This is a genomic window from Streptomyces sp. NPDC055955 (assembly GCF_042270245.1).
Taxonomy (GTDB): domain Bacteria; phylum Actinomycetota; class Actinomycetes; order Streptomycetales; family Streptomycetaceae; genus Streptomyces.
Map to the genome: position 1 here is coordinate 122,895 of NZ_JBHJYS010000025.1, position 24,056 is coordinate 146,950.

Here is a 24,056-nt window from a genome sequence, read left to right on the forward strand (position 1 = left end):
GTCATGTCACAGACCGTACGCCGGGCCATCGACATCCTGGAGTGCATCGCCCGCAGACCGCGCACGCAGACCGAGGTCGGCGAGCACCTGGGCGTGCACCGGTCGACCGCGCTGCGCCTGCTGGAGGCGCTGACCGAGGGCGGACTCGCCCGCCGCCTGCCCGACGGACGGTACGCCGTCGGCCACCGGCTCGCCGGACTCGCCCAACTCGCCCTGGAACAGTTCGACTTGAAGGACGTCGCGAGCGAGCACGTGCGCGGGCTCGGCGAGCGCAGCGGACACACCGTGCACCTCGCCGCACTGGAAGGCGAGCAGATCGTGTACATCGACAAGGTCGACCCGGTGGACGGAGTGCGGCTGTACTCGCAGATCGGCCGACCCGTCACGCTGCACACCGCGGGCGTCGCCAAAGCGATCCTCGCCCACGTACCCCACGCTCGGGCCGACGCCCTCCTCGCCCGCTGCGACTTCGCGCCGCACACCAGCACGACGATCACCGACGCAGCCGCCTACCGCGCGGCCCTCGACAAGACGCGGGCGCGCGGTTGGGCCGTCGACGACGGTGAGTACGAGGACTACGTGAACTGTGTCGCCGTCCCCGTGCGTGACAGCGCCGGCGACGTGGTCGCCGCCGTGTCCGTCACCGCCCTGAAGGCGAAGGCCGACCTGACCGCCCTTGAGGCCGACGTACTGCCTGACCTGATGGCCACCGCCGAGACGATCTCCAAGGAGCTGGGATGGCGCCCCTGACCCCCGTGGACCCCGAGATGCCGACGTTCGACGAGCTGTTCGCCACGTCGCCCGTGATGGCGATCCTGCGCGGCATGCCGGCGGACAAGTCCGTGGAACTCGCCGTACGAGCCTGGGACCTGGGCATCGAGTGCGTCGAGGTGCCGGTGCAGACCGAGGAGGCCGCGCGAGTGCTCGCCGCCGTGGTGACCGCGGGCCGCGAGCGTGGCAAGGCGGTCGGCGCGGGGACGGTCACCACGACCGAGCGGCTCGAGTGGGCGGTGTCGGCGGGGGCCGCGTTCACGGTGGCCCCCGGGCTCGACGCCGAGGTGGCGCGGGCCAGCCTCGACGCGAGCCTGCCGCACCTGCCCGGCGTCGCCACGGCCACCGACGTCCAGGCCGCGCGAGCGCTCGGCCTGACCTGGCTGAAGGCGTTCCCGGCGAGCGTGCTCGGCCAGGGCTGGTTCAAGGCCATGCGGGGGCCGTTCCCGGAGGTGCCGTTCGTGGCGACGGGTGGCATCGACGCGTCCAACGCTGCCGCTTACCTGGCAGCCGGGGCCAGGGTCGTCGCCGTGGGCTCAGCCCTGGAGGACCCGGAGCAACTCCCGCTGCTGGCCGAACTGCTGGGGTCCCGCTAAGACGGTGTCCTACATGGTGAGGCTGGGTAGTGCTCCTCAACATGGGTCACCGGACGTGGAGTTGAATTGTCCCGGACGGGCTGTGGGAGATCGCCGGGCCGTTGATTCCGGCGGATCAGGTGCGGCCTCAGGGTGGCGGAAAGCAGAACACGCCTGATGAGAGGCTGTCGTCCCCTGACCCATGGTGAGGTGTCTATCCCACCTCACCACACAGGACACCGAATAAGCGTTCTGTCGCGATGGAACCTCCGTTGTACTCGTTGGACGCACCTGAGATGCACGGAACGCGGGGCCGCCCCTGCCGGGGGGCGCCACTTCCCGTGCGCGGCCGTCGCCGCGCAGAACAAGGTACGGTGCAGCACAGTGACCCGCGCGCCGGTGCCGGCAACGAAGATGGGGCCAAAGAGTGATCGGCCCCCTGCCGCCTCTCAACTAACCCGAGAACACATCGATCGAGCGTGGCCTTGCGCTGCCACGTAGATGAATTCCGGCAGTCTCACATGGGTGCCAACTGAACTTCAAGACATGAGAGTTGCACCTTCAACCCTCTGAAAATCGCGGGCAATGCCCGCCCTTTCTTATTTCTATTTCCCTCCATCGGCATCACCCATTTGAGTGGAGCAGGGGAAAGCCTCCGGGGTGGAAATCGCCAGTCACTCTAATCTGCGATGGCACCATAAATGTTCCAGACCGTGCTGCCACTGATTTCCATTTAATTGGGTCAGATATCACGGCGGATGGGGTAGGCCCGTCGGTGAGGATTTCTCAGGAGCCGATGGCCTTTCCTGATTGTCCACGAAGGGAAGTACTGCGTATGGAGCGGAGATCGCTGGTCGGGCTGCCGCGTCGGCACCGGTCAGGGGTGCGGGAGCCAGGCCGGGGGACGCCCCGGCTGGTTTCGCACCTTCAGATGTCGATGCTCGTGTTGGTCATGGCGGTGGCCGGCGGAGCCTTCCCGGCTGCCTGGGCGGCCACCCCCGCAGCCGCCCAGGCCGTGATCGACACGATCCCGGTCGGCGACAACCCGCTTGGCGTGACGGTGAGTCCGCTGGGGAGCCGCGTGTACGTGGCCAACGCGGGCGATGACTCGGTGTCGGTGATCGACAGGTCCAGCAAAGCGGTGATCGCGACCATCCCGGTCGGCGACTCCCCGGCCGGGGTGACGGTGGGCGGGCTCGGAACCCTCCTCTACGTGTCCAACCAGGGTTCTGACTCGGTGTCGGTGATCAGCACGATCAGCAACACGGTGATCGGGACGATCCCGGTCGGTGACACGCCAAGAGGGCTTGCTGTAGGCGGGCTCGGAACCCGCCTCTACGTGGTCAACGCCGGCTCGGACACAGTGTCGGTGATCAACACACTCACCAACGCGGTCATCACGACGGTTCCGGTCGGCGACACCCCGAGCGGGGCGGTATTGAGCCGGACCGGAACCCGCCTCTACGTGTCCAACGCGAGCTCGGACACAGTGTCCGTGATCAACACACTCACCAACACGGTGGTTGCGACCATCCCGGTCGGCGACAATCCACTCGGCGTGTCGATGGACCGGGACGGAACTCGCCTCTACGTAGGCAACCTTGGGAACTCGGTGTCGGTCATCTCGACGGTCACCAACTCGGTAGTAGCGACCATCCCGGCCAGTGATGGGCCGGGGGCGGTGGCGGCGAGCCCGACCAAGGATCGCCTCTACGTGCTGCACGCGGGTTCGGACACGTTGACGGTGATCAACACGGACACGTACGCGGTGGTCAGAACCGTTCCCGTCGGCGACGGCCCGGGTGGGGTGACGGTGAGCCCGGACGGGAAAAGCGTCTACGCCACCGGCCAGAAAGATGACACGGTGACAGTGATCGCGACATAGCCTGCGCCTCTCGATTGCGGTGGTGACGACCGCCGGTCCCGAGGCTGCCCTCCAGGTAAGGCACGACCCACGTGTGCCTCTACATCACGGGGCCCGGATCGAGTGAGATCCGGGCCCTGCGGTGATGCAGTGGCGGAAACAGGATGTGAACCTGCGACCTCTGAGCCATCCGCCCAGCGAGCCACCGAGCCGCTCCACCCGCGTGGTGCATACGGCTCCACGCCATGGCAGTGGGCGCGTCGGCCACCTCCGGTCGCGGGCGATCGCCGCGGTCGCACGCAACGTTCACAGCGGCCGTGTGCCGCTGAGCACGAACATGTCGACCGCGGAACTCTGCGGCGCTTCTGCTGCTCCAAGGCATCTCGGCACCACGGCCCGTCCCCTCATGTCACACCTTGACCCCGTACTTGCGCGCCACCGCGTCAAACACTGACTCGCTGGAGGCCGCTCCACGCATGGTCTCGGTGGCGCCGGGGGGACGGCCACGCCGTCGGACTGTGGCCACCACTGCCTACGGGCGTACGCGGATGACAGTCTTCCCGCGGCGTCGCGCGGTCGGATTGAGCGCATCAACGGCATCATCCAAGCTGGCGATGTCACCGATGTTTGTCCGCAGCCGTCCGTCCCGCACCCGCTGCACGATCTCACCCAGTCCGGCACGATCGGCCTCGACAACGAAGTCCACCGCCAGGCCGTCAGCGGGTCGCGCCTCGACCGGGCCGACGATGGACACCAGCGTTCCTCCAGCCTTGATCAGGGCAGCGGACCGCTTCTGAACGTCGCCACCGATGACATCGAAGACCAGGTCGACGCTGCCGACGTCTTTCAGCGCGTCATTCTCGAGGTCGACGAACTCATGCGCGCCGAAGTCGAGTGCCTTCTCGCGGTCGGCGGCGCGTCCGGTGCCGATGACGTAAGCACCGGCCTCACGGGCCAGCTGGGTCACCATCGTCCCGACTGCCCCGGCCGCGCCATGGACGAGGACGCTCTGGCCGGACTGAAGGCGGCCGTGCTGGAACAGCCCCTGCCAGGCGGTCAGGCCTGAGATGGGCAGGGACGCGCCCACCGTGAAGTCGACGTCGCCGGGCAGCGGTGCGAGGTTGCGTGCTTCGATCGCCACGTACTCCGCCAGGGTGCCGTCACGGTGCCAGTCGGCGAGGCCGAACACCCGCTGCCCGACCGACAGTCCCGTCGTGCCGTAGCCGAGGGCGGTGACCACTCCGGCCAGCTCATGGCCGGGGATCGACGGTGTCTTGTCACGGCCGGCGCGATCGGTCCAGGTCGATGGCCACTCCATCTCAGTCGGGACGAAGCCCGATGCGTGAATCTGAACGATGACGTCGTTGATCGATGCGTGCGGCTCAGGCCGCTCCGTCAGTGTCATCCCGGCCGTTCCCGCGGCTTGGTCGGTTACCACAATGGCTTTCATCGAGATGGTCCTCTTCCGCGCATGTGTTGTGGGTTTTGGTTTCCGGGTGGGCGTTCAGACGAAGGTGACCAGCTGGTCGGCGTCGAGTCCAGCTCCGACACCCCGCGCCCGGTCGGTTCGGTCAGCAGGGAATCGAGGACCGCCCGCTGACCGGTGCTCAGCAGCGCGGTTATCCGGGACGGAAGGCGCGGGCCGGGCAGGGGTGCGATGAACAATCCGGAGCGGGCTCGGCGCACTCTGGAAGACAAGAAGCCCCCGGATCACTCGGAATACATCGGGCGCCGCTGCTGTCTGCACGGCCTCCCGGACTCGGCAAGGGGCGAAAGATCCCTGCCGATGACCGGAGGTTTCCGTGTTCCTCGACCTGCTCCACGTCCTGCTCGACAGGCGGCCCACCCCGTGCTGGACGACCGTCGGGCGCCGATCCCATCGCGCTTTGAGGAAGCGATGCGCTCCCTCTGGCAGGGACCGACTTCTCAGCACGGCGGGCAGACCGCCATCGTGCCCGAGACCCTGGAAGCTGCCGTGCCGGCGTCCACCTCGCTGCCATACTCATGCTGCGGTTCGTCCCCGCAGAAGTCGACTGCAGCCCAGCCAGCCCTCCGTGGCGCGCATGCCGCAGATGCCGCCCAGGGCGCGCAGCAGGGTGGAGCCGGTGACGTCATCGCGGACGTGCCAGCCGCGCTGCCGGCGTTGAGCAGCAGGGAGAGGGCGTTGGCCATGCGGGTGCGTGCGTCGTCGAAGACCGGTGAGTCCCGCCATGATGCTTTCCAGGACAGTGGACATGCCCTTGCCCACCGCCGCGTGGTCCACGAGCAGTAGCAGGAAGCGCCGCAGGGCCTCCTGCGGAGTGTGCACCGTGCACGACGCCGGAAGGAATACGACACCCACGTGCGCCGGTACCTGTGGGGCGGACACTTCTGGTCCGGTTCCTACTTCGCCGGAAGCTGCGGCGGGGCACCCCTGACCTCGTGAAGCAGTGCATCGAAAATCAGAAGCGCCCCCGTGGGCTGAGGTGAACAGTGCGGACCCGTGCCCCTGGCGCGGGCCAGAGCAGTCCTGAGAGGGCCTTCACCCCCGCCCTAAAGGGCGGAGCACCGGCCAAGATCAAGGGTAGAAGAGCCGGTCGAGCATGGTGACTGTGAAGATACCCTGTAGAGCACGACTCGGCTCAACTCATCCATTCCGCCTCGTACTTGGCGTACGTCCCGTCGTGCGTCGCCAGATGCACGAACTGGGTCACGTACTGCTGGAAGTCGCGGTCGCCGCGCGGCGTCGCGTACGCCTTCTCGGCGAACGTGAACGGCTTGTCGGGGTGGACCGAGCACAGCTCGGGGTGGAGCTTCGCCTGGTAGAGCGTCTCGCTCGCGTCGGTCATCATCACGTCCGCCCGGCCCGCCACGATCTCGTCGAAGATCGTGGTGTTGTCCGGGTGGACCTTGATGGTGGCCTGCTTGATGTTCGCGCGGGCGAACTGCTCGTTCGTGCCGCCCGGGTTGACGACCACGGTCGTCCCCGCCTGGTCGATGTCCTTGAGCGTCTGGTACTTGTCCTTGTCCGCGCAGCGCACGATCGGCGTCTTGCCGTCCTCGCGGGTCGGCTCGCTGAAGTACACCTGGTGGGCGCGGGGAAGCGTGATCGAGACGCCGCCGACGCCGATTTCGCACTTCCCGGCCGCCAGGTCCTTCGTGAGATTCGCCCATGTGGTGTCCACGAAACGGGCCTTGGCGTCGAGGCTCTTCGCGAGGTCCTGGGCCATGTCGATGTCGATGCCGCTGTAGGAACCGTCCTTCGGGTCCTTGTACGTGAACGGACGGTAGTCGCCCGTGGTGCACACGCGCAGCACCTTGGACTTCGGCACGGCGTCCAGCAGGCTCTCGTGCTGCTTCTTCTGCGCGGGGCGGTCCGCCTTCGACGCCTCGGCGGGCGCGGCGGCGGTCACGGCGAGCAGGCAGGCCAGGGCGGACAGGGTGGCGGCACTTTCTCTGGACGCACGGCGGCTCATCGCGACTCCTCGGCACAATGGTTGCAGGATGAAGTGATCACCCTGGCAGAAGAGTTCACGCAGGTGAAGACCGTGTCCACGGGGCGGGAAGCTGAGCCGTGCGGGACGCGTCCTACCTGGGACGGAGAAGCATGACGCGCATGGAGGCTCCGTCCTCGGCCCGTTGTGGCATGGGCGCGCTCGGTGAAGTGCGGCACCTTTTCGCCGGCACCCTCGGTTAACCAGAAACGGCAGGGTCCCGGACGTCGTCCTCGGCGTCCGGGGCCTTCGTTGTGGGTGCAGCGCAGGCAGTCCAGCCGCAGCCGACGGTGTTCGCCGGGAGCATGGTCGGCACCGCGCCGAGCAGCCGGCAGATACGGTCCAGCTCGCGCTGACACACAGCGCGGGTACTACCGCGCACCATGTACGACACGTCGTCCATGCGCCGATTGCGACCCGGAGGGCGGGGGAACAGGGCGCGAACCCGGGAAACGGTCACTTCCGGCGGCGGAAGAACAGCCACAGGCGGGCGATCATCAGGCCCAGGATGATGACCCCGACCGTGATGTGGAGCCAGCGTGGAGCGGCAACTAGGCCGGGTAGGTAGAGGGCCAGCGTCACGGGCGCCACTCCTCCTCGTAGCCGGGCCGGTGCGCGTATACAGCGGCATGATGCCCGACCGCGTCCAGTTACGGCCGCAGCGACACGAGAGGTCGCGCGTGCTCACTCTCGGCCTCGATTGTCTCCCGGTCTATGCGTTCGTGCTCCGCGTCCGGGGCAAGTAGCTTTCGCTTGACGTCGATCTCGCGAAGTACACGCGCCGGATCATGCTGCGCCACATGCTCGCCGAAACCCTGCGGCGTCGTCTTGAAGATGTCGAGGCTGCTACCCGCCCGCACGGCGGAGTCCACGTAAGCCCATGCCTCGCCTCCGCGTTGCTGAGCGGTCGCACTTCGGGCGATCCGCTCGTCCTCGACGGGCTGTTCGCTGTACCACTGCACGAGGGTATCCATCAGACGGCTCTTTGTCTTGGCGGGTCCGACGTGCTGCCCACACCTCACTCCGGGAGCAGGCCCTTCTGCGCGTGCGGCTATCGCTTCAACTCGTCCATGACCAGTCGACCGTGGCGAGGCCTGGACCGACACCTATGACCGCCCGAAGTTGGCGGCGTCCCGCACGTTGATGTCAGCAGGTGATGTCAGTCGACGCTGCTTGGTCGGTTACGGACGGCGGTAGGCGGCAGGGTCGGTACCGGGTACCGGGGCCAAGGGGCCCGGGCTCACGTGCCGGGGGAGCGGAAAGCGACTTGCCGACGGGCGGCCTCGTCGATCTCGTCGATCGTGAGGAGAGGGGTGGCCCGGGTGTGGAGGGCTCCGCTCGCCTTGACGGTGAGGCCGACGGCGGCCATGGAGACGGGGTCGGGGAAGTCGACGATCAGCACGAGGTCGTCCTGACCGAAGGCGAAGTACATGGCTTCGACCTGCCCGCCCAGGTTGGTGACGACCTGGTCGACGGCGGCGCGACGGCCACTGGCGCCTTCCTTGAGCAGCCCCTTGGTGCCCTCGGGCGTGTAGGTGGCCTGGATGAGAAACTTCGGCATAGGGATGCTTCCTGCCCATCGTTTGTCCGGTATTGGAATGGCCTTCCCGCTGTCACATCGACCCCCACGCGGGGAACGGCTGGGTTCACTCGTTGGAACCTGAACTTTTCCGGTGCCCGCGGCATGATGAATCGCAGCGGTGGCTCTGTCCGCGGATGGGCGGGGTGCCGACCGGCGCATGATCAGTGACGATGATCGGGTCATGACGGATTGCGCGATGCCGTCATCAGGAGCGACGGGGGAGTCGCCTCGGGTTCTTCCGAACAGGGCATCGAACGGCGGTCCTGGCACGCGGATCAGAGCGGTAGGAAACGCTTCCGAACTGTCCCCGTTGTCTGGGCCCCGGCAGGAATCGAACCTGCGACACCCGCTTGGGAGTTCGATCGGCGGAGCCTCGGGCGGTGCTTTGTGCACTCTGGTCGAGCCCCACGTGTCCGGCTCGATCCCCTGTCGGTCGCCGTCGTCGATGTCAGCCGTGGATGTCACGACAGCGAGTGGAGAGTGCCCGTTCCGAATCGCTTTCCGCCGCCAGGGTGCTCCTCGGGCAGCGGGTCGCGTACGAACTGGGCGCAGTACTCGTTGCATGCCCCGATCGCCTCGAAGTTCTGGCGGGCATTCCGCAGGCTCAGGTCGTGGTTCGGACCGCCGCGGACCTCGTCCGCGTCGTGCTCGTCCTGGCCGTCGTCCTCCCAGTAGCAGACGGCGCAGATCTCGAACGCCCCACGCTCAGCCAGGGTGATGAACCCGCAGCAAGGACAGCGGTATGGTCCGGCCTCGGCGCTGCCGCGAACAATCATGAAGGTCACGGCTGCATCTTGGTCCAACGCCACCGTGTATGACCACGCCGTGTCTAGCGGGTCCGCTTCCGTTTCTCGAGCCACATCACGGCGACACTCGGCACCATGACAATGAGCGCCAACAGCTGCAGCCACTCGGGCTGGCCGATGAAGAGCGACACTATGGCCGCGGCCAACGCCGCTAAGAAGGCGAGTTGTGCCCAGAAATCACGACTACTCATCTGCGGCTCGCTCATGCCTACCCCCTCGAATGGCCCGCCTCCTGCGAGCCAGCTCAGCATCATGAGCCGCAACCGAGCCGTCAAGAGATCGATCGCAGTGCGGAGCCCCTGCTTCCACGAGAGACCGAGGCGGCCTCGCAGCCGCCGAGTCACCCACCACTGTACGAACAACCTGGACGCCATGGGCCGTGTCTGCTCGGCTCTGCCTGGGTCGATGGCGGACGGATGAGAGCCCACCATGCTCACCACGAACCGGCCAGCACTCGCGCGCGGCGGCCCCTCCATCAGGATTCGAACCTGCGACACCCGCTCTAGGAGTTCGATCCATGCCGGGTGTGGTGGGGCCCGCCTGTGTGTATAGGGGCCATGGAAGGCTGCCGACAACTGCTGCTGTTTGTCGCCGTTGATGTCAGCGGAACAGCTTTGGCACCGCGTAGACACGCAACGGCTCGCCGGGCCCGCGGCCCGCCTCAGCCTGCCGATACACACACTCGCGGCAATCGACAGGTCGGCGAAAGTACGCTTGCGTCAGGCTGCTTGGATTCCGGAGATGACGACGAGTTCTTCTGTTCCCCTCGCGGACGACGCCGATTCCGACCGCCTGAGGGCCCTGCTGGAACGTGCTGCCAAGGGGGCGGACAGCCAGGCCTGGAGCGACCTGTGGACGGAGCTCTACCACAACGGTTCCTTGGACGTTGCCCATCCGCTGGTGCTCCACAGGCTGACTGACATGGCGGAGGACGACCATGCCGATACGGCAGCTTCGGCCCTCCACCTGGCCGGCGCCCTTCTCGTCCAGGCGGACCAGCGGTACGAGACCCGGAACCTGCGCAGCCAGCACGTGTCGCAAGTGGCACGCTTGTTGGCCGCCGCGAACCGGTGGCGGCAGGGCACGGCCGACCGGAATGACTACTGCCATCTGCTGGAAGCGGTCCTGAATCTGGAGGGCGACATCCACTGGGCACAGGACTTGATCTGGGGCGTCGTCAGCGAGGAATACGAAATCGAGTGCCCAAATCCCGGCGGGTGCACGTCAGTGTGGGTGGTCATCGGGGAGCGGGGCTTCTTCAGCGCGATGGGGGACTACGCCTCATCCGACGACGACGTCGAAACCTTCCCTCTCCATCCGGCCGACCCCCGTGCACTGGAAGGTCTCGGCCACCGTCTGTACGACCTTGCCCGGGCCGACGGTCACGATGAAGTCGCGCAGGCCCTGACTTATGCCTTCGGTGAGGCGACCTGCCCGGAGTGCATGCAGCGCTTCTCCGTCGTCGGGCAGGTCATCGCCAGTTGCAGCTGATCACCGCTGCGGGGAGGCAGGATGTAAACCTGCAACCCCTTTGTCCCGAAGCAACTTGATGGGGACGTCTGCCTTCGGTGGTTGTGCTTCCCAGCTGTGCTGACGTGAATGACCGTGAAATGTGTTACGGCTGTGGCACGGGGACCGCTTCGTCCCGAAGAAACGGGTGAGGGCGTTCCTTGGGCTGGTGTGGCCCCCATCTGCGGTGGCCGTCCATGCGCGTCCGTGCTTGTCCGCTGCTGTTCGTCCGCGTGGGACCGGTCACTGGAGGTCATACCGGTCGGACTACGGCCGTATAGGGACGCTGCCGGACGGGGCCGGTTGCTGTACTTCACTGCTGTACCGCAGCGAAGTCAGGCTGCACTACACGTGAGTCGTGGTCACCCTGCTCAGGGGCCACGTCTGCCGGCCGGAGCGGCAGGCTGCGTAGGTTTCCATCAACACGCTTTCCAAGTCTGTTGGTCGGGTTCTGGCAGTGGTCCGCTCTGGTTCACGCGCGTTCGTTCCAGGCCGTCAGCGGTGCCGGATTGGACCTGTCGTACCGGTGCGAACGACTCCGAACGGCAGTAAGCAAGACGGAAACTGAGGCGGCCCATGGCTCTCGCTCTCAGAGCGCAAACCAGGCAGAAGCCCGGGGAAATGGACAGAGGCCCTCGGGAACCACCCGGCGAGCCACGACAACCACGCCCCAGCCCTTGTGCTGCCCTTCTGCGGAAGGTGAGAATCCCTCAGCCATCGGGTCACCGTGATCGGGGGCAGGGCCGGGGGGCTGTTGTGGCGCGACGGATGAATTTGCTGGGAGAACCAGGAGTTGGGCTGCCGGGAGGACCGGGCAAGCCTGTTCCGAACGTTGCGGAAGTGCGGGTGCTGGCCCGCGGTCAAGTGTGGGGTCTGCTCAGCGCAATGCTCATTGCGCTGCTGCTCCTCTCGATGAGCGACTTGTGGGTGCACAGGCAGCAGCAGCCACGGGACGTGGTCACCGGAGCCCACGGCCCCTTTCCCGCCGCGTTCGGCGCCGGTGCGCCGGTCGCGCCTGAACGCGTCGTACGTCGGACTTCGGCATTCGATGAAGCCTTGGTCCACGGACTGTACGTACGGGAGACAGATTCGCTCTCCGGTGTGACTGCGACGAACGTGCGGACCGGCAAGGAGTACTGGCGCTACGAGCGCCCGGACTCGGAGACCAGTGTGCATACGTCCGACGTGTCGGAACGCACCGTGGTGGCCGCCTTCGGCGACGGGAGGCTCATCGGCGTCGATCTGCGCACGGGCAAGCTGCTGTGGCACGTAGACATCCAGCATGCCAAGGGCTATCGGACCACGGCGCTCGTCGGCGGCCAGGCTCTCACCGAGGCTCCCGGTGCCGTGCGTGCCTTCGCCGAGCGCGACGGCCGGAGTCTGTGGACTGCGAAGACGCCCAAATCCTGCCCCGACGGACTCCTGATCACTGCGTACGCCTTCCCGGGCCACCTGAGCGTCGTGCCTTTGGTCTGCAACGTGACGAACCCCGACAGGGGCGAGTACAACCTCCTGCTCGGCATCGACAACCGCACAGGCAAGGTTCTGTGGCAGCAGCACACCGCGGCCCCCAAGCTGATGGTCAGGGGAGGCGAGCACACACTGGTCATCCCTGATGCGGACCACCCGCCGGCCATTCAGCTGCTCGACGTGAACCGCCAAGGGGTCACTGCGCGCGCTCTCACTGCCGCGGATGCGTGGGACACGGTCGCGGGGGGAGGCGGCATCGTACTGTCGGCCATCGACCCCAATGACCGATCCGAGGAGTACCACGACACTCTCCTGCGCGCCTACGGCATCCGGGACGGACACCTTGCTTGGCAGCTGCGGGCGCCGACCGGCCAGGAGTACGGGGTCCCCGAGATCGCCGACGGCCGGGTGTACGTCGTACGCCAGCCGTTCCTCACGGGGAAGGACAAGGGCCGCCGGATCCGCGCCGACCTCCTCGTCCTCGACTCGGGCACCGGGCGCCTCCTCCACACCCTGCGACTGCCGGCCATGACCGTTCCGGACGAGAGCAGGCAACTCGAAGTACGTGACATTGGCGACGGGTCCGTGAGCATCGGCTGGTTCGACAATGAGGGAGACGTGCTGATCGCCGCGGACTGACCCCTCCCTCGTGGCGCGCACCTCGTCATCACCCAGCCCAATGGGCCTGGTGGCAGGTGGGCGCGTCTTGCCGCATGAGGTATCAGCGGAGTCTCAACGGCGAGGCAAGGATGTCAACAAACTTGAAAACCGTCGTGGCGCGAGTCACCGTGGGTTCAAATCCCGCACCCACCGCGCAGGTTGACGGCCCTTGACCAGGTACATGGGTCAGGGCCGTCAACCTGCGCGCTGTCCGTGGGTGACCGGCGTTCCCTGTGTTCCCCGCTCGATCGGGCACGCCGGGGGCACGGTCAGTCTTCGACGGGACTGGGTGCCGTGAGGTCAACCCATGTCCACGGCTTGTGATCCCAGTCGCGCACCTTGCCCATGACTAGGTCGACGGTCGCCCCAACTAGCGGTAGCTTCCGCACGAGTCGCTTCACTCCCGGCTCGCTTCTGCGGCGAATCGTGTCCAGCGAGGCGCCCACGGTATTTCCTGGCGAGGGCGAGGGCGAGGGCGAGGGCGAGGGCGAGGGCGAGGGCGAGATCAGGCGGCTTGTCCGAGTCGGCCGAGTACACCACGCTGAGCCCCGAGCACGAGGACTACCGGCGAGCCCAGGTCGCGCACCGATGAGTTTCCCGCGCGGCGCTGGTCTCTACGCCGGACACCCGCGGACGGAAGGCTGGGCGATGCGGAAACTGATCTACGGCATGAACCTGACCCTGGACGGCTACATCGCCGCCCCCGGCGACGATATCGGCTGGAGCGGACCGCCGAGCGACGAGCTGTTCCAGTGGTGGCTCGAGCACGAGCAGGCGAGTGGCCTGTCGCTGTATGGGCGCAAGCTGTGGGAGACGATGAGCTCCTACTGGCCGACCGGCGACCAGCAGCCGGGCGCCACCCCGGCGGAGATCGAGTTCGCGCGGAACTGGCGGGACACGCCGAAGGTGGTGTTCTCCTCGACGATCGACAAGGTCGACTGGAACACCCGCCTGGTCACCGGCGACGCGATCGCCGAGATCACCCGGCTCAAGGCCGAGGACGGCGGCCCCATGAACATCGGCGGCGCAACGCTCGCCGGGGCGGCCATGCGCGCCGGGCTGATCGACGAGTACGTGATCGCCGCCCATCCGGTCCTGGTGGGCAGCGGCACGCCGTTCTTCACCGCGCTGGACAGCTGGGTGAACCTGAACCTGGTGGAGACGCGGACGTTTCCCGGCGGGGTGGTCCTGACCAGGTACGAGACGAGGCACTGAGCAGCAGCACCCACGCGCTGGTCTCACGGTGATGTCGTATGCGACATCGGTACATAAGGCACCTGAGATTACGACATCAGCCGCCAGACCCTACACGCGTGCTGGCCGTCAGGGCGGGTCCTAGGTTGGAGGCCTGTGGGGTCTCGCGCTCTGCTGTATGCGCCGCGGCTGTGACCTGCCACTTCTCGTGGTGTCTCACGCTGCTTCATCTGCGGTTGTCTCGGCTCTTGGTGCATCCCCGCCAGGTTTGCTGAGGCCGCTCCGGGCGGGGAGATCTCTGACCTGCGAGGTATCACGGCCCGTTATCACCTGGGTCGGAGGTGCGGTCGGCTGTGTGGCGGTGCCGTATGGCGGGAAACGCGGGGGTCAGCCACCGGATGTTCGACCGCAACATCGCACTGCGCGGGGGCATTGCCCTGGTCGGCGCCTGCATTCCCAAAACTCCTGCCGGATCTCCTGGGCTCTCGGTCCGGGGTCCGCCTTCGACCGTGCTGTCCCCCTGGCCCCGGTGATGTCAGGCGGCGCGCTTCACGTGGCGGACCAGCCACATCAGCAGGGCGTCCAGGTCGGCGGCAGCCGAGAGGACCCGGTCGACTGCCTCGGAGGTGTGGAGCCACTCCTCGCAGCCGAGGGGGCGGGCAGCGATCAGCGAACGGTGGCGCAGCAGGTTGGTACGGGAGTGGTCCGTCGGATAGCCGCGCGGGGGGCGTTTCATCACGTCCCCGGAGATGTCGTAGCCCCTCTTCCGCACGTCCTCGACGATGGCGGACAGTTCACGGCCGCTCCCCTCGGAGGCCACGGCTTTGCGGAACATGTCCACCTGGCCGGGATCGGGGTACCACCAGGCGCCCTGGATCCGCAGACCGTCCAGGGCGAATCGGAGACTGATCTCGATCTTGCGGCCGAGTCGGATCACCGCGCCCTGGTGTTGCCACCACCAGGAGTCGGTGCGGTAATGCCAGACGGAGAAGTCCTCATACCGAGGATCGGTGTCCGCGATCTCGTTAAGCAGGGCGATCATCGGCTGCCGGACCAGGCGTTCGCGGTCCGCGCGGTAACGCTCGCGGGTCGCGTGGGTAGGTTCGCCCTGGAGCTGCCACAACACGTCCATGGCCTGCTCCGGCCAGCCGGTGAACTGTCCGCGCATGCGCGGAGGATAGCTCACCCACGATCCGCGCGCGGAGAGTGGGACGGGCAGGGGGACGTAATCCCAGACAAGGGGAGGTGCTGCGGCGGGACTCGTCGGCCAGTTGGGTGTGCCGTGCGCGGTGGGCGAGTTGGTCGAGGAACACGGAGAGTGCAGTCGATATGAAGCGGGCGGTGAGATTTTGCAGCCGAACTTGAGATCCCACAAGGCCTGTCCGTCAGGGGGCCGGGAGGTCTGCCATGCCCGCCGCCATCTGGTCCGGTGCCAGCTCTTTGGCCTGGTCACTTCTCTGAACTAAGGTCCAGCCTCTGAGTGAGGGGCCGACGCTCGCACTCCGTTCATGGCGAGGTGCCCATTTCGCTCCCGGGGCGGTCTGTTGTCAGCCCCTCTTGTTATCGTCCCGGCCGTGACTTCAGCCGATCATGTACTCGACCTGATCCGGAGCAATCCGGATGTTTCCAACCTCCTTGAAGCCGCCTTCGACTTCGACATCTCGCGCGGTGATCAGGAGGAGGACATCCGCCTGTCCTCAGGCGCTCTGATGAGGGGTTTCGCCAGTGATGCTGCTGGTGGCACGTACTTCCTGGGCGGCGAACCCAGTGGCCGGCAGCCCGTGGTGTATGCCAGCTCCGAGGGGCAGGCCGGTCTGATCGCTGACGACTTGACAGCGGCTTTGGAGATCATCATTGGTCTTCCCTGCTGGCACGACTGCCTGAAGTTCTCGGGTGGGGGCGATGTGGAGGCCATGCAGATTGCGGCAGGGCACCTCGAACAGGACCTTGCGGAGTATGAGCCCGACATTGGTGAGCATCGCGCCCGTCTGGCCGACGCCTTGTCTCTCGACTTGACGTCCATAGAAGAACTGGTCTCAAAGCTCCGAGAAGCGGTTGCGAGAACTGAGCCCGACCATGTGCTGCTCGGCGACGAAGGGGAGGACGGCGCCTATGAGTCGCTGTTTGGAACCTTCTTGCCGAACGACAATCCGGGCTGGCGCGGCTCACGGGAGTGCATTCCGCCCGGCGCCACTGACAGACCCAGATCATGGCCTCACGGCCGGACTTGATCACGTTCGATCAGGGTGCCCGGGCGTCTGGCGGTCTTGTCCACGTCGTAGCGGTTGGTGTTGATCGGCATGGTGCGGCGCGCGGTACGGGCCCTGGTGCAACTTGTCCGTGTTGTGACATGGGGAGGCCCCGCCACGAGGGGGTAGCCGTGGCGGGGCCGGTTCAGGTGCGGATCAGCCGATGTTCCACTGGCCGGTCTGGTCCGAGAAACCCGAGTCCATGGCGAACTGCACCTGCGTCACCTTCGAGTTGGTCGGGGCCTCGAACACGATCCAGCCGAGGGCCTTCCCGCCAGGGGTCAGCTTGACGCTGGACGACATCGACGGGCCAGCCGTGATTTCCCCGAACGTCGACTGGAACTGCTGCCCCTCGGCGTCGGCGACCTGCGCTCCGTTGGAGGGGCTGTCGTTGTACGCCTTGGTCCCGGAGTTGACGAGCTTGAACTGGACGCCGATCCAGCGCTTTCCGGACTCCGGGGTCATGAAGTCGTCGCTGCTCTTGGCGGGGTCGACGACCTTGACGACGGTGACGTCGAGCTGACTGCCGTCTTCCATGCCCTTGAGGGTGATGGTGTCGCCGGTCTTGGCGTCCTTCTTTGCGGCTTCCTTGGTCGGCTTCTTGCCGGGCTTGTCGTCCGGCTTGGTGTCGCTCTTCTTGTTCGGAGTGGTGTTCACTTCGGATCCGCTGCTGCATGCGGCTGTGAGGGGGAGGAGACCTGCGAGGAGCAGGGCTGCAACGGTTTTGGCGGCGCGGTTCATTGGTGAAGGTGCCCTTTCTGTGAGCGACATGTGTGTGACCTGTGAAGGCGGCGGATGGTTGTACGTCGCCGCTACTTTTTCTCCGGTGCGCCCGGGACCGGCTGCTCCTACACGGGTAGTAGCCGCGGCAGCCGGGATGCCTAGCAGTGATCGGCCGCCGCAGGTCTCATGCGTTGGTCAGCGGCCCCAGCAGTTCGCAAGGACCGCAGCGAGCAAGAGCAGGACGAACAACAGCAACCCCGAGCAGCCCCCTGTACGGCCCACCGCGTGGACCGCGCGCACCCCGTCACTGGCGGCCGGCGCCAACCCGCCGTGCTCCGTGGCACGGCGCTCGGCGCGCTCGTCGTCGGCATCGTCGCGCCGGTCGTGCGGCTGAGGCGACCGGGCACCGCACTGAGCGCACCAGTAGAGGTACGGCATCGCTGCTCCCCGTCAGAACTTGCGAGGGTCGTGCCTGCGGTGGCTTTCGGCCGGGTCGCTGATGACCGTCATCCCCTCTCGGACCTCCACCCGCAGGCCGTTGCTCGTGTTGGTGTTGGCGTCCTTGCCTGTGGCAGCAACACCGACCGGTGCGTCGGCCGGAGCGGGGTGAGGGGCGGGCGCGTCGTCGCGGTGAACGCCGGGCCCGTTCCCGTCGGCCGTGCGCAGCCCCGGACGGACCGGGATACCGGCCGCGTCGAGGCGCTCACGGGCGGCCTGCGTATCGGCCGCACTGAGGGACTGCGCAGGCCGGTGAGGAGCGCGCCGCGGCCGGTCCCGATCACGTCCCGCACGACGTCAGCGACGTCCGCCCGGTCGGGCCCGGCGGGCCCCTCCTCGACGGGCGCGTCGGCGTCCTCGACGTGGTCCTCGGCGGGGCTCGTCGGAAAGGGTGTGGGACCGCGCTGCGGCACGCCAGCCGAGCAGTACCCACACGCTCCACTGTCGGTGCCGAGGTGCCGAGGTGCCGAGTTCAGGGCCGCCGCGAGTACCGCGCCGGTTACCTTCCATCCGAACCGGGCGACGATGCGCAGCAACAGCACACGGGATCCGGGCCCGAGGCGGGCGAGGAGATCGAGGAGCCCTCGCAGGTGGTCAGCGAGACGGACGATCATCACGACACCTGCGCCCGAGCTTGGTGACTGCTGCAGCGACCTGTCCCCACACCCGCCCGCATCGGACGCGGCGTACCAGAACACGATGCCGATCGCTGCGACTTGCTTGGTCGTCAGTTTCTTGAACGCGATCGTGGTGGCGATGGCCGCCGTGACCGCGGGCATGGTGACGCCGGGGATGATGCCCTGTGCCGCGTCGAGGAGACCGCCCACGAGGTCAGGCATAGGGGGAGTGCCCCTGGGTTGCGGTCAGTCCCTTCCGCCCTCGAGGGTCGGCAGGCCACGGGCATTGGCGGACAGATCATCAGATTCAGGACCAATTAGCTCGCCCTGCCAGCACACTGGACGACATGGATGGACTGTGTGTGGTCAGGCATGAGCCGACATGGCGAGAGGAGCCGGAGTCTGACGACGAGTACGACAACGGCACGGATCACAAGACCCTGTATGCCCTCTTCGGGCTGGCCATCTACAAGGCCAACGTCCTCGAACACTCTCTCGTCAACGCTCTCGCGCTCACCAAGCTCGTCACGGCGAGGGAGCAGGGAGAGCGGCTCATGCGCGACCCCTGGGCGCAAGGCTTCAAGGACATGATGGGGAAACTCATCAAGCGCGTCGAGGCGCACACCAGCGCCTACCCGGAGGTCGGCAACGACCTCACCAGGAGCCTGAAGCGGCGTAACGACCTGGTTCACAACTTTTGGCGCGAGCGCATCCAAGAGACGATCACCGAGGCGAGCCGGGCCAAGCTGTGCGCAGACCTGAAAACGGACTGCCAACTGTTCACTCAGACGGACGAACGCTTCAGTGAGAGGGTCCTGAACCCCATCATGGCGAAGATCGGGGTCACGCCCGAGGACGTCGAAGCCCAGTACTTGAAGGAGCACCGCGAGGCGATGGCGCGCTACGAGACCGAGACGTTCACGGCCGAAGAGAACCCGACCTGACCTCGCGCTCAGCTCGCCCGACTCATCGAACCGCCGAGTTGCTGGTGTGCGGCATCCAGTAGGTGTGCGCAGTCGGTCTCGGTGAGGCCCTTGCGCCGGCTCCTGGCGGGGCCGCGGCCGAGGTGCATGCGATGGGTCGGCCGGGGCCGGTGGCCGGACTTGGTGCCGATCAGCGCGGCCATGGAGATACGTTTGGTGCCTGCGCGGCGGTGACGCGCACGGCGGGTGTGTGGCCTCGGCGTCCCCACGTGCGGCCTTTGGGTGGCCTCAGCCCCTGGCCGGCTTCGTCCAAGACCGAGGCCTGGGACGCGGGCGGCAGCCGCACGACCCAGACCATCACCCGGGCATACGCCCTCAAGTGAGGCGCTGAACACCTCGCACGACAGAGCGGCCCTCGCCGGGTGCTGACATCCGGCGGGCGGGCCGCTTTCCGGCATCACGGCGAGACTTTCACGCACCGGACGGCGTCTTGGACACGCAACCCGGCCGGCTGGTCGTCGGAGAGATACAGGGGCCAGAAGCGCCGCACGATCGCGCAGCGCATCAAAGTGTCCTTTGCTGCCGATCCGACACACGCACGAGGCGTCTGAGGTTTGCTGAGACCGGGCCGCTGTCTACGGTGGTCCGGCTTGTGAACTGCAAGTGGCCTCGGCAGCAGGCCGAGCAGCGGCGGCTCTGCTCCGGGGGCGCCCTGACTGGGCAGCCGAACTCATCCTCGGCACCGTCGCGTTCTGAGCTTGTTCCGCTTTGACGGACACCCTTGGTGTGGTGGTCAGGTCGCGAGGGCGGTCTCATAGTCGGCGGGGCTGCGGTATCCGAGGCTGCTGTGCAGTCGGTGCACGTTGAGCACGCGGTGGAGTTGTGGAAGAAGGAGGTGTGGCCGCGCGTAAAAGCCTCGCGGCGGAGTCAGGGGCCGGTGCAACCGCCGTCGCAGAGTGATCACCGCTTCCCATCTGATCCACCGCGCGCATGCCGAACCCGACCGTTTCTGTATGCCCCGGCATGCGTCTTGGCCGAAGCCGACCGCAGCAAGCCGTGCACGGCCGAACGCATCGCTGCTTGCGCGTACGCTCCTTGACCTCGACCTGCGCGCCGCCCGTGCGGTGGCGTGAGCTGTGGCCCACGCCCAGTACGCGCAGCCGACCCCGGACAGGCCGGATGACACCGTCGGCACCCCCACGACCGCGCCTTAAGCGGTGGGTAGGCCAGCCAGTCCGGACCTTGAACCTGACTCACCCGGTAGGGCTGCAACCTCCGCCACCGGCCGAGGTCGGCCCCCTCAAGGATTGCTGCGGACGTACCCGCACCGGCGGATCGAGGGCGTGAAGGATTTACCCACGTGGAACATACAGGGGTTCCTGCAACTGGAATTGCGAGGTACGGTGCTGCAATCGCACTTGCAGAGTGCTCCGACTCGTACCAGGGAGCAAGGCCCGTGCCCTCAGCGCAGAACAACGATTCCACCGAGGCCGGCGACGACCGGTGGCTGGGTGACGCCCTGCCCGCCGTGTCACTGTCCAAGGCGCAGGCCAGGGTCGTCGACATCATCGTTCGGAATCCGCAGCTGGCTTCCTACGCGGAGATCGCACAGATCGCCGAGCGGGCCGACGTCAACAACTCGACCGTGGTGCGCGCCGCCCAGACGCTGGGCTACCGGGGCTGGCCGGATCTGCAACGCGAGTTGCGAGCCCGGTACCTGGTGCACATTTCCACCGAGGACACCCTGACCGAGCACGGCGAGCACCGCAGCCCTCTGCACGACGCACTCACGCACGACATCGAGAACCTGCGTCAGACGCTGGAGAGTAACTCCGCGGCCGACACCGAGGCCGCCATCGCCACGCTGGCCGCGGCCCGCTCGATCCTGGTGGTCGGCGTCGGCTCGTTCGCCGGTCCGGCCGGCGTCATGGCCCACCTCGGCTCCACGATGGGCTATCCCGTCGCGCTGGAGAACCGGGCCGGGGTGCACCTGGCCACCGCCGTGAACAGCCTCGGGCCCGGTGATGTCCTGGTGGTCGTCAACATGTGGCGCTCGACGAAACAGATCATCGTTGCCGCCGACGCCGCCCGTGAGGCCGGTGCGGCGGTGGTGGCGATCACCGACATGCGCAGGGGCCGGCTGGCTACATCCATCGCCGACCACCTGTTGATCGTGCCGTCGGAGGGCATCTCCTTCTTCCAGTCCGTCACCGCCGCCACCTCGGTGGTCTACGGCCTCCTCGCCGGCATGCAGGCGGCTCAACCCGAGCGCAGCCGTGCTGCCATCCGCCGCACCCAGCAACTGTGGAAGGACCTGGACATCTACCTCGACTGAACCGCAACGCCGCCCACGCAAAGGGCGATGAGCACGTACGCACTGACACAGCACATGTTCCACCGTCCGCCGGACTGGTGATGTGTGGTGGACCGTCCGTGCCGGATTCGCCTTCCCCGCACGGCAGATCAGCCGTGCCCCCCGGAACGCGGCCCCCCAGCGGCCGCTCCGCCCCGACCCGCGAACCGGCCGCTCAGCACCTCCCCGTCGCCGAAGCCGGAACCCGACGCAGTCGTCTCTGCCCCGGAATCCTCTCCACCCCGGCACACCGGCCACACCCGAACACCGTCCAACCGGGCCGACGAGGCCGATCCCCCCGCCTCGCGCCCGTACCTCCCCTCCCGACAGGAGTTCTGATGAGCAAGCACATCGCCGTCGTCGGCCTCGGCTCGATGGGCGGTGCCATGGCCGCTGCCCTGCACCGGGCCGGCTGGCAGGTGCACGGTCACGACCCGTCGCCCGCCGCCCGGGCCGCCGCCGAACAGGCGGGCGTGCACACGGTCGACTCCCTCGACCAGCTGGCCGGCACGCCCTACGTCGTCCTGTCGCTGCCCTCGGCAGTCGTGGTCGAGGCGACGGTGCCCGCCCTGCTGGCGCGGCCGGGCACGCTCGCCATCGTCGACACCACGACCTCGCAGCCGGCCACGTCCGCCGCATGCGCCTCGCTGGCGGCGGAGAAGGGCGTGGCCTTCGTCGACGCCCCTGTCTCCGGTGGTCGCGCCGGGGCGGCGGCGGGTCGGCTGACGGCCTTCGTCGGAGCCACCACGGACGCCCTCGACGCGGCCCGGCCCGTGCTGGACGCCCTCACCGACGGCCAGTACCGCCACCTCGGCGACCCCGGATCCGGAAACGTCGTCAAGCTCCTCAACAACGTCCTCGCGGCGGTCAACCTCGTATCCGTCGGCGAAGCCCTCGCCGTCGCGAAGGCGTACGGCGTCGACCCCGCGGCCGCGGCCGCCGGCATCAGCGGCGCCTCCGGCGGCAGCAAAGTCTCCGCGGCCATGTATCCGGACTGGGTGCTCACCGGCACCTACGACTCCGGCTTCGCCCTGGGGCTCATGGCCAGGGACGCCGCTCTCGCCGTCGATACCGCCCGGCAGCGCGGCGAGACCCCGCGGCTACTGGCAGCGGCCAGCAGCCGTTGGCAGGAGGCGCTGGCCGCCCTCGGTCCCGGCGCCGACTTCACCGAGATAGCCCGTACCGTCGCTCCCTCCCTCACCGCCGAAGGAACCGCCGCAGCATGAGCACCGCGATCACCACGACCTTCCCGAGCGAGGGCAGCAGGTCCTCCGCCGCCACCGCCCGCGGAGCCCTGGACGCCCGCTTCCCGCGGGGTCTCGGATCGTTCGTCGACGGACAGGTCGTCACCGGCCGGGGCGAGGCAGTCGTCCTCACCTCCGCTGCCACCGGAGAGCAGTTCGCCGACTACGCCGACGCCGGCGCGGAAGGGGCCGACAGCGTCCTTGCGAGCGCCGTGCGCGGCGCAGAGCGATGGGCCGCGACGGACCCCTTCGAGCGCGCCGCCATCCTGCGCGAGGTCTCCCGAACCGTCGCCGAGCACGCCGAGGAACTCGCCGTGCTGGAGTCCGCCACCACAGGCAAGCCCCTGCGCGACACCCGTGTCGAAGCGGCCAAGGTCGCCGAGATGTTCGGGTACTACGCCGGGTGGGCGGACAAGCTGCTGGGGCACACGATCCCGGTCCCCGGCAACTGGCACACCTACACCGAGCGGGTCCCCTGGGGCGTCGTGGTGGCCGTGACCCCGTGGAACGCTCCTTTGTTCACCGCCGGCTGGAACTCGGCCGCGCCGCTCGCCGCAGGCAACGCCGTCGTCGTCAAGCCCAGCGAGTTCACCCCGGCCTCCACCCTGCGCCTGGCCCAGCTGGCGCACCAGGCCGGCCTGCCCGACGGCGCGTTCAACGTCGCGACCGGCCTCGGCGGCACCGTCGGCGCCACCCTCACCAGCGACAAGCGCGTGGGCAAGGTGTCCTTCATCGGCTCGGTCGCCACCGGCCGCCGAGTAGCCGTCGCCGCCGCGGCCGCCGGTATCCCGACCGTCCTCGAACTCGGCGGCAAGAGCGCCAACATCGTCTTCGCCGACGCGGACCTGGACCGGGCGGCGGACGGCGCCGTGTCCGCCATCTTCTCCGGAGCCGGGCAGTCGTGCGTGGCCGGTTCCCGACTGCTCGTGGAACGCTCCGTGCATGCCGACTTCGTCGCCCTCGTGGCCGACCGGGCGGCTCAGCTGCGGATCGGCGACCCACTCGACCCCACCACCGAACTCGGCCCCATCATCACGCAGCCCCAGTACGGCACCGTCACCTCGCTCATCAAGGCCGGGCTGGAAGGCGGCGCCCGCCGGGTCACCGGCACGCAACTGCCCGCCCGGGTCACCGACTCGCCCCTGGCCGGCGGGCGTTGGGTCCTGCCCACCCTCCTGGACGGCGTCACCCCCGCCAACCCGCTGGAGACCACCGAGGTGTTCGGTCCCGTGGTCGGGGCCGACGCCTTCGACTCCGAAGCCGAGGCCATCGCGCGCGCCAACGCCACCGACTTCGGCCTGGCCGGCGCCGTCTGGACCCAGGACGTCGCCCGCGCCCATCACGTGGCCCGTTGCGTGAAGGCAGGCACCTTCTGGATCAACTCGTACAAGACCATCCACGTCGCGGTGCCGTTCGGCGGCTTCGGCGACTCCGGTCACGGCCGGTCCTCCGGACCCGGAGTGCTGGACGAGTACACGCAGACCAAGGCCGTCTGGACCCCCACCCGCGCCGCCGGCGCCCCGTTCCCCTCGCTGAGCTACTAGG

The 24,056-nt window shown here is 67.7% G+C and carries 24 protein-coding genes, 1 tRNA gene and 2 pseudogenes; 13 read left to right on the plus strand and 14 right to left on the minus strand.

From position 1 onward, the window contains the following. Nucleotides 1–3 precede the first annotated feature (3 nt). The 4 genes and pseudogenes from ACFC96_RS37385 (at nucleotide 4) to ACFC96_RS37400 (ending at nucleotide 3,231) form a co-directional block, all read left to right on the plus strand. Nucleotides 4–750 carry an IclR family transcriptional regulator gene (locus ACFC96_RS37385; RefSeq protein WP_376616623.1) on the plus strand — a complete coding sequence of 249 codons (747 nt, stop codon included), beginning with the start codon at nucleotides 4–6 and terminating at the stop codon, nucleotides 748–750. Beyond that, nucleotides 738–1,367, plus strand: coding sequence for a bifunctional 4-hydroxy-2-oxoglutarate aldolase/2-dehydro-3-deoxy-phosphogluconate aldolase (locus tag ACFC96_RS37390; RefSeq protein ID WP_340457437.1), 630 nt, complete (start codon nucleotides 738–740; stop codon nucleotides 1,365–1,367). The genes ACFC96_RS37385 and ACFC96_RS37390 overlap by 13 nt, the downstream gene beginning before the upstream one ends. 65 nt (nucleotides 1,368–1,432) lie before the next feature. Continuing rightward, nucleotides 1,433–1,534, plus strand: a pseudogene (locus ACFC96_RS37395) (IS5/IS1182 family transposase); the annotation flags it as partial. 743 nt (nucleotides 1,535–2,277) lie between these two features. After that, nucleotides 2,278–3,231: a beta-propeller fold lactonase family protein gene (locus tag ACFC96_RS37400; RefSeq protein ID WP_376616625.1), complete on the plus strand. Its 954-nt coding sequence runs from the start codon at nucleotides 2,278–2,280 to the stop codon at nucleotides 3,229–3,231. A gap of 130 nt (nucleotides 3,232–3,361) precedes the next feature. Here the strand turns inward: ACFC96_RS37400 and ACFC96_RS37405 are convergent. From ACFC96_RS37405 to ACFC96_RS37415, 3 genes and pseudogenes are all read right to left on the minus strand, one after another. Next, nucleotides 3,362–3,431: transfer RNA gene (locus ACFC96_RS37405), tRNA-Ile, on the minus strand. Between the two features lie 311 nt (nucleotides 3,432–3,742). Continuing rightward, a complete protein-coding gene (locus tag ACFC96_RS37410) occupies nucleotides 3,743–4,660 on the minus strand; it encodes an NADP-dependent oxidoreductase (protein ID WP_376616627.1) in 918 nt (305 codons plus the stop codon). A 552-nt stretch (nucleotides 4,661–5,212) separates the two neighbouring features. Further along, nucleotides 5,213–5,515: pseudogene (locus tag ACFC96_RS37415) on the minus strand (TetR/AcrR family transcriptional regulator); the annotation flags it as partial. A gap of 36 nt (nucleotides 5,516–5,551) precedes the next feature. Between ACFC96_RS37415 and ACFC96_RS37420 the strand changes: the two are divergent. Next, nucleotides 5,552–5,635 (plus strand): transposase, encoded by an 84-nt coding sequence (locus tag ACFC96_RS37420; RefSeq protein WP_376616691.1) that lies wholly within the window; start codon nucleotides 5,552–5,554, stop codon nucleotides 5,633–5,635. Between the two features lie 196 nt (nucleotides 5,636–5,831). Here ACFC96_RS37420 and ACFC96_RS37425 read toward each other — a convergent pair whose 3' ends face one another. From ACFC96_RS37425 to ACFC96_RS37450, 6 genes are all read right to left on the minus strand, one after another. After that, nucleotides 5,832–6,665 (minus strand): transporter substrate-binding domain-containing protein, encoded by an 834-nt coding sequence (locus ACFC96_RS37425; protein WP_376616628.1) that lies wholly within the window; start codon nucleotides 6,663–6,665, stop codon nucleotides 5,832–5,834. A gap of 474 nt (nucleotides 6,666–7,139) precedes the next feature. Next, a complete protein-coding gene (locus ACFC96_RS37430) occupies nucleotides 7,140–7,265 on the minus strand; it encodes a hypothetical protein (RefSeq protein ID WP_376616630.1) in 126 nt (41 codons plus the stop codon). Between the two features lie 68 nt (nucleotides 7,266–7,333). Beyond that, the gene (locus tag ACFC96_RS37435; RefSeq protein ID WP_376616632.1) at nucleotides 7,334–7,657 is read right to left on the minus strand and encodes a DUF6221 family protein; all 324 of its coding nucleotides are present in this window, start codon (nucleotides 7,655–7,657) and stop codon (nucleotides 7,334–7,336) included. Nucleotides 7,658–7,923: 266 nt separating this feature from the next. Continuing rightward, nucleotides 7,924–8,244, minus strand: a complete 321-nt coding sequence (locus tag ACFC96_RS37440; protein WP_340457444.1) for a GYD domain-containing protein — start codon at nucleotides 8,242–8,244, stop codon at nucleotides 7,924–7,926. Nucleotides 8,245–8,726: 482 nt separating this feature from the next. Then, a complete protein-coding gene (locus tag ACFC96_RS37445) occupies nucleotides 8,727–9,041 on the minus strand; it encodes a CPCC family cysteine-rich protein (RefSeq protein WP_340457466.1) in 315 nt (104 codons plus the stop codon). Nucleotides 9,042–9,094: 53 nt separating this feature from the next. Then, the gene (locus tag ACFC96_RS37450) at nucleotides 9,095–9,277 is read right to left on the minus strand and encodes a hypothetical protein (protein WP_340457445.1); all 183 of its coding nucleotides are present in this window, start codon (nucleotides 9,275–9,277) and stop codon (nucleotides 9,095–9,097) included. Between the two features lie 535 nt (nucleotides 9,278–9,812). Between ACFC96_RS37450 and ACFC96_RS37455 the strand changes: the two genes are divergently transcribed. The 3 genes from ACFC96_RS37455 (at nucleotide 9,813) to ACFC96_RS37465 (ending at nucleotide 13,925) form a co-directional block, all read left to right on the plus strand. Next, a complete protein-coding gene (locus ACFC96_RS37455) occupies nucleotides 9,813–10,562 on the plus strand; it encodes a hypothetical protein (RefSeq protein WP_376616634.1) in 750 nt (249 codons plus the stop codon). Between the two features lie 930 nt (nucleotides 10,563–11,492). Beyond that, nucleotides 11,493–12,689 carry a PQQ-binding-like beta-propeller repeat protein gene (locus ACFC96_RS37460; protein ID WP_376616693.1) on the plus strand — a complete coding sequence of 399 codons (1,197 nt, stop codon included), beginning with the start codon at nucleotides 11,493–11,495 and terminating at the stop codon, nucleotides 12,687–12,689. Between the two features lie 669 nt (nucleotides 12,690–13,358). Then, a complete protein-coding gene (locus ACFC96_RS37465; protein ID WP_340457450.1) occupies nucleotides 13,359–13,925 on the plus strand; it encodes a dihydrofolate reductase family protein in 567 nt (188 codons plus the stop codon). A 514-nt stretch (nucleotides 13,926–14,439) separates the two neighbouring features. On the opposite strand, the gene ACFC96_RS37470 is transcribed toward ACFC96_RS37465, so the two are convergent. After that, the gene (locus ACFC96_RS37470) at nucleotides 14,440–15,072 is read right to left on the minus strand and encodes a DUF2461 family protein (protein ID WP_340457451.1); all 633 of its coding nucleotides are present in this window, start codon (nucleotides 15,070–15,072) and stop codon (nucleotides 14,440–14,442) included. Nucleotides 15,073–15,478: 406 nt separating this feature from the next. Between ACFC96_RS37470 and ACFC96_RS37475 the strand changes: the two genes are divergently transcribed. Further along, nucleotides 15,479–16,135, plus strand: a complete 657-nt coding sequence (locus tag ACFC96_RS37475) for a hypothetical protein (protein ID WP_340457452.1) — start codon at nucleotides 15,479–15,481, stop codon at nucleotides 16,133–16,135. 174 nt (nucleotides 16,136–16,309) lie between these two features. Here ACFC96_RS37475 and ACFC96_RS37480 read toward each other — a convergent pair whose 3' ends face one another. The 3 genes from ACFC96_RS37480 to ACFC96_RS37490 form a co-directional block, all read right to left on the minus strand. After that, nucleotides 16,310–16,810: a DUF4352 domain-containing protein gene (locus tag ACFC96_RS37480; RefSeq protein ID WP_340457453.1), complete on the minus strand. Its 501-nt coding sequence runs from the start codon at nucleotides 16,808–16,810 to the stop codon at nucleotides 16,310–16,312. Nucleotides 16,811–17,071: 261 nt separating this feature from the next. Further along, nucleotides 17,072–17,314 carry a hypothetical protein gene (locus ACFC96_RS37485; protein WP_340457454.1) on the minus strand — a complete coding sequence of 81 codons (243 nt, stop codon included), beginning with the start codon at nucleotides 17,312–17,314 and terminating at the stop codon, nucleotides 17,072–17,074. A gap of 68 nt (nucleotides 17,315–17,382) precedes the next feature. Next, nucleotides 17,383–18,213 (minus strand): hypothetical protein, encoded by an 831-nt coding sequence (locus tag ACFC96_RS37490; protein ID WP_340457455.1) that lies wholly within the window; start codon nucleotides 18,211–18,213, stop codon nucleotides 17,383–17,385. 125 nt (nucleotides 18,214–18,338) lie between these two features. Here ACFC96_RS37490 and ACFC96_RS37495 point away from each other — a divergent pair, with 125 nt between their 5' ends. Further along, nucleotides 18,339–18,935 (plus strand): hypothetical protein, encoded by a 597-nt coding sequence (locus tag ACFC96_RS37495; RefSeq protein WP_340457456.1) that lies wholly within the window; start codon nucleotides 18,339–18,341, stop codon nucleotides 18,933–18,935. A gap of 8 nt (nucleotides 18,936–18,943) precedes the next feature. Here ACFC96_RS37495 and ACFC96_RS37500 read toward each other — a convergent pair whose 3' ends face one another. Continuing rightward, nucleotides 18,944–19,117, minus strand: coding sequence for a transposase (locus tag ACFC96_RS37500; RefSeq protein WP_340457457.1), 174 nt, complete (start codon nucleotides 19,115–19,117; stop codon nucleotides 18,944–18,946). A 1,253-nt stretch (nucleotides 19,118–20,370) separates the two neighbouring features. Between ACFC96_RS37500 and ACFC96_RS37505 the strand changes: the two genes are divergently transcribed. The 3 genes from ACFC96_RS37505 (at nucleotide 20,371) to ACFC96_RS37515 (ending at nucleotide 24,055) form a co-directional block, all read left to right on the plus strand. After that, complete coding sequence (locus ACFC96_RS37505; RefSeq protein ID WP_340457458.1) at nucleotides 20,371–21,249, plus strand: MurR/RpiR family transcriptional regulator; 879 nt, start codon at nucleotides 20,371–20,373, stop codon at nucleotides 21,247–21,249. A gap of 356 nt (nucleotides 21,250–21,605) precedes the next feature. Continuing rightward, nucleotides 21,606–22,493, plus strand: coding sequence for an NAD(P)-dependent oxidoreductase (locus ACFC96_RS37510; protein WP_376616638.1), 888 nt, complete (start codon nucleotides 21,606–21,608; stop codon nucleotides 22,491–22,493). Beyond that, complete coding sequence (locus tag ACFC96_RS37515; protein ID WP_376616640.1) at nucleotides 22,490–24,055, plus strand: aldehyde dehydrogenase family protein; 1,566 nt, start codon at nucleotides 22,490–22,492, stop codon at nucleotides 24,053–24,055. Before ACFC96_RS37510 ends, ACFC96_RS37515 begins: the two co-directional genes overlap by 4 nt. Nucleotide 24,056: the final 1 nt, after the last annotated feature.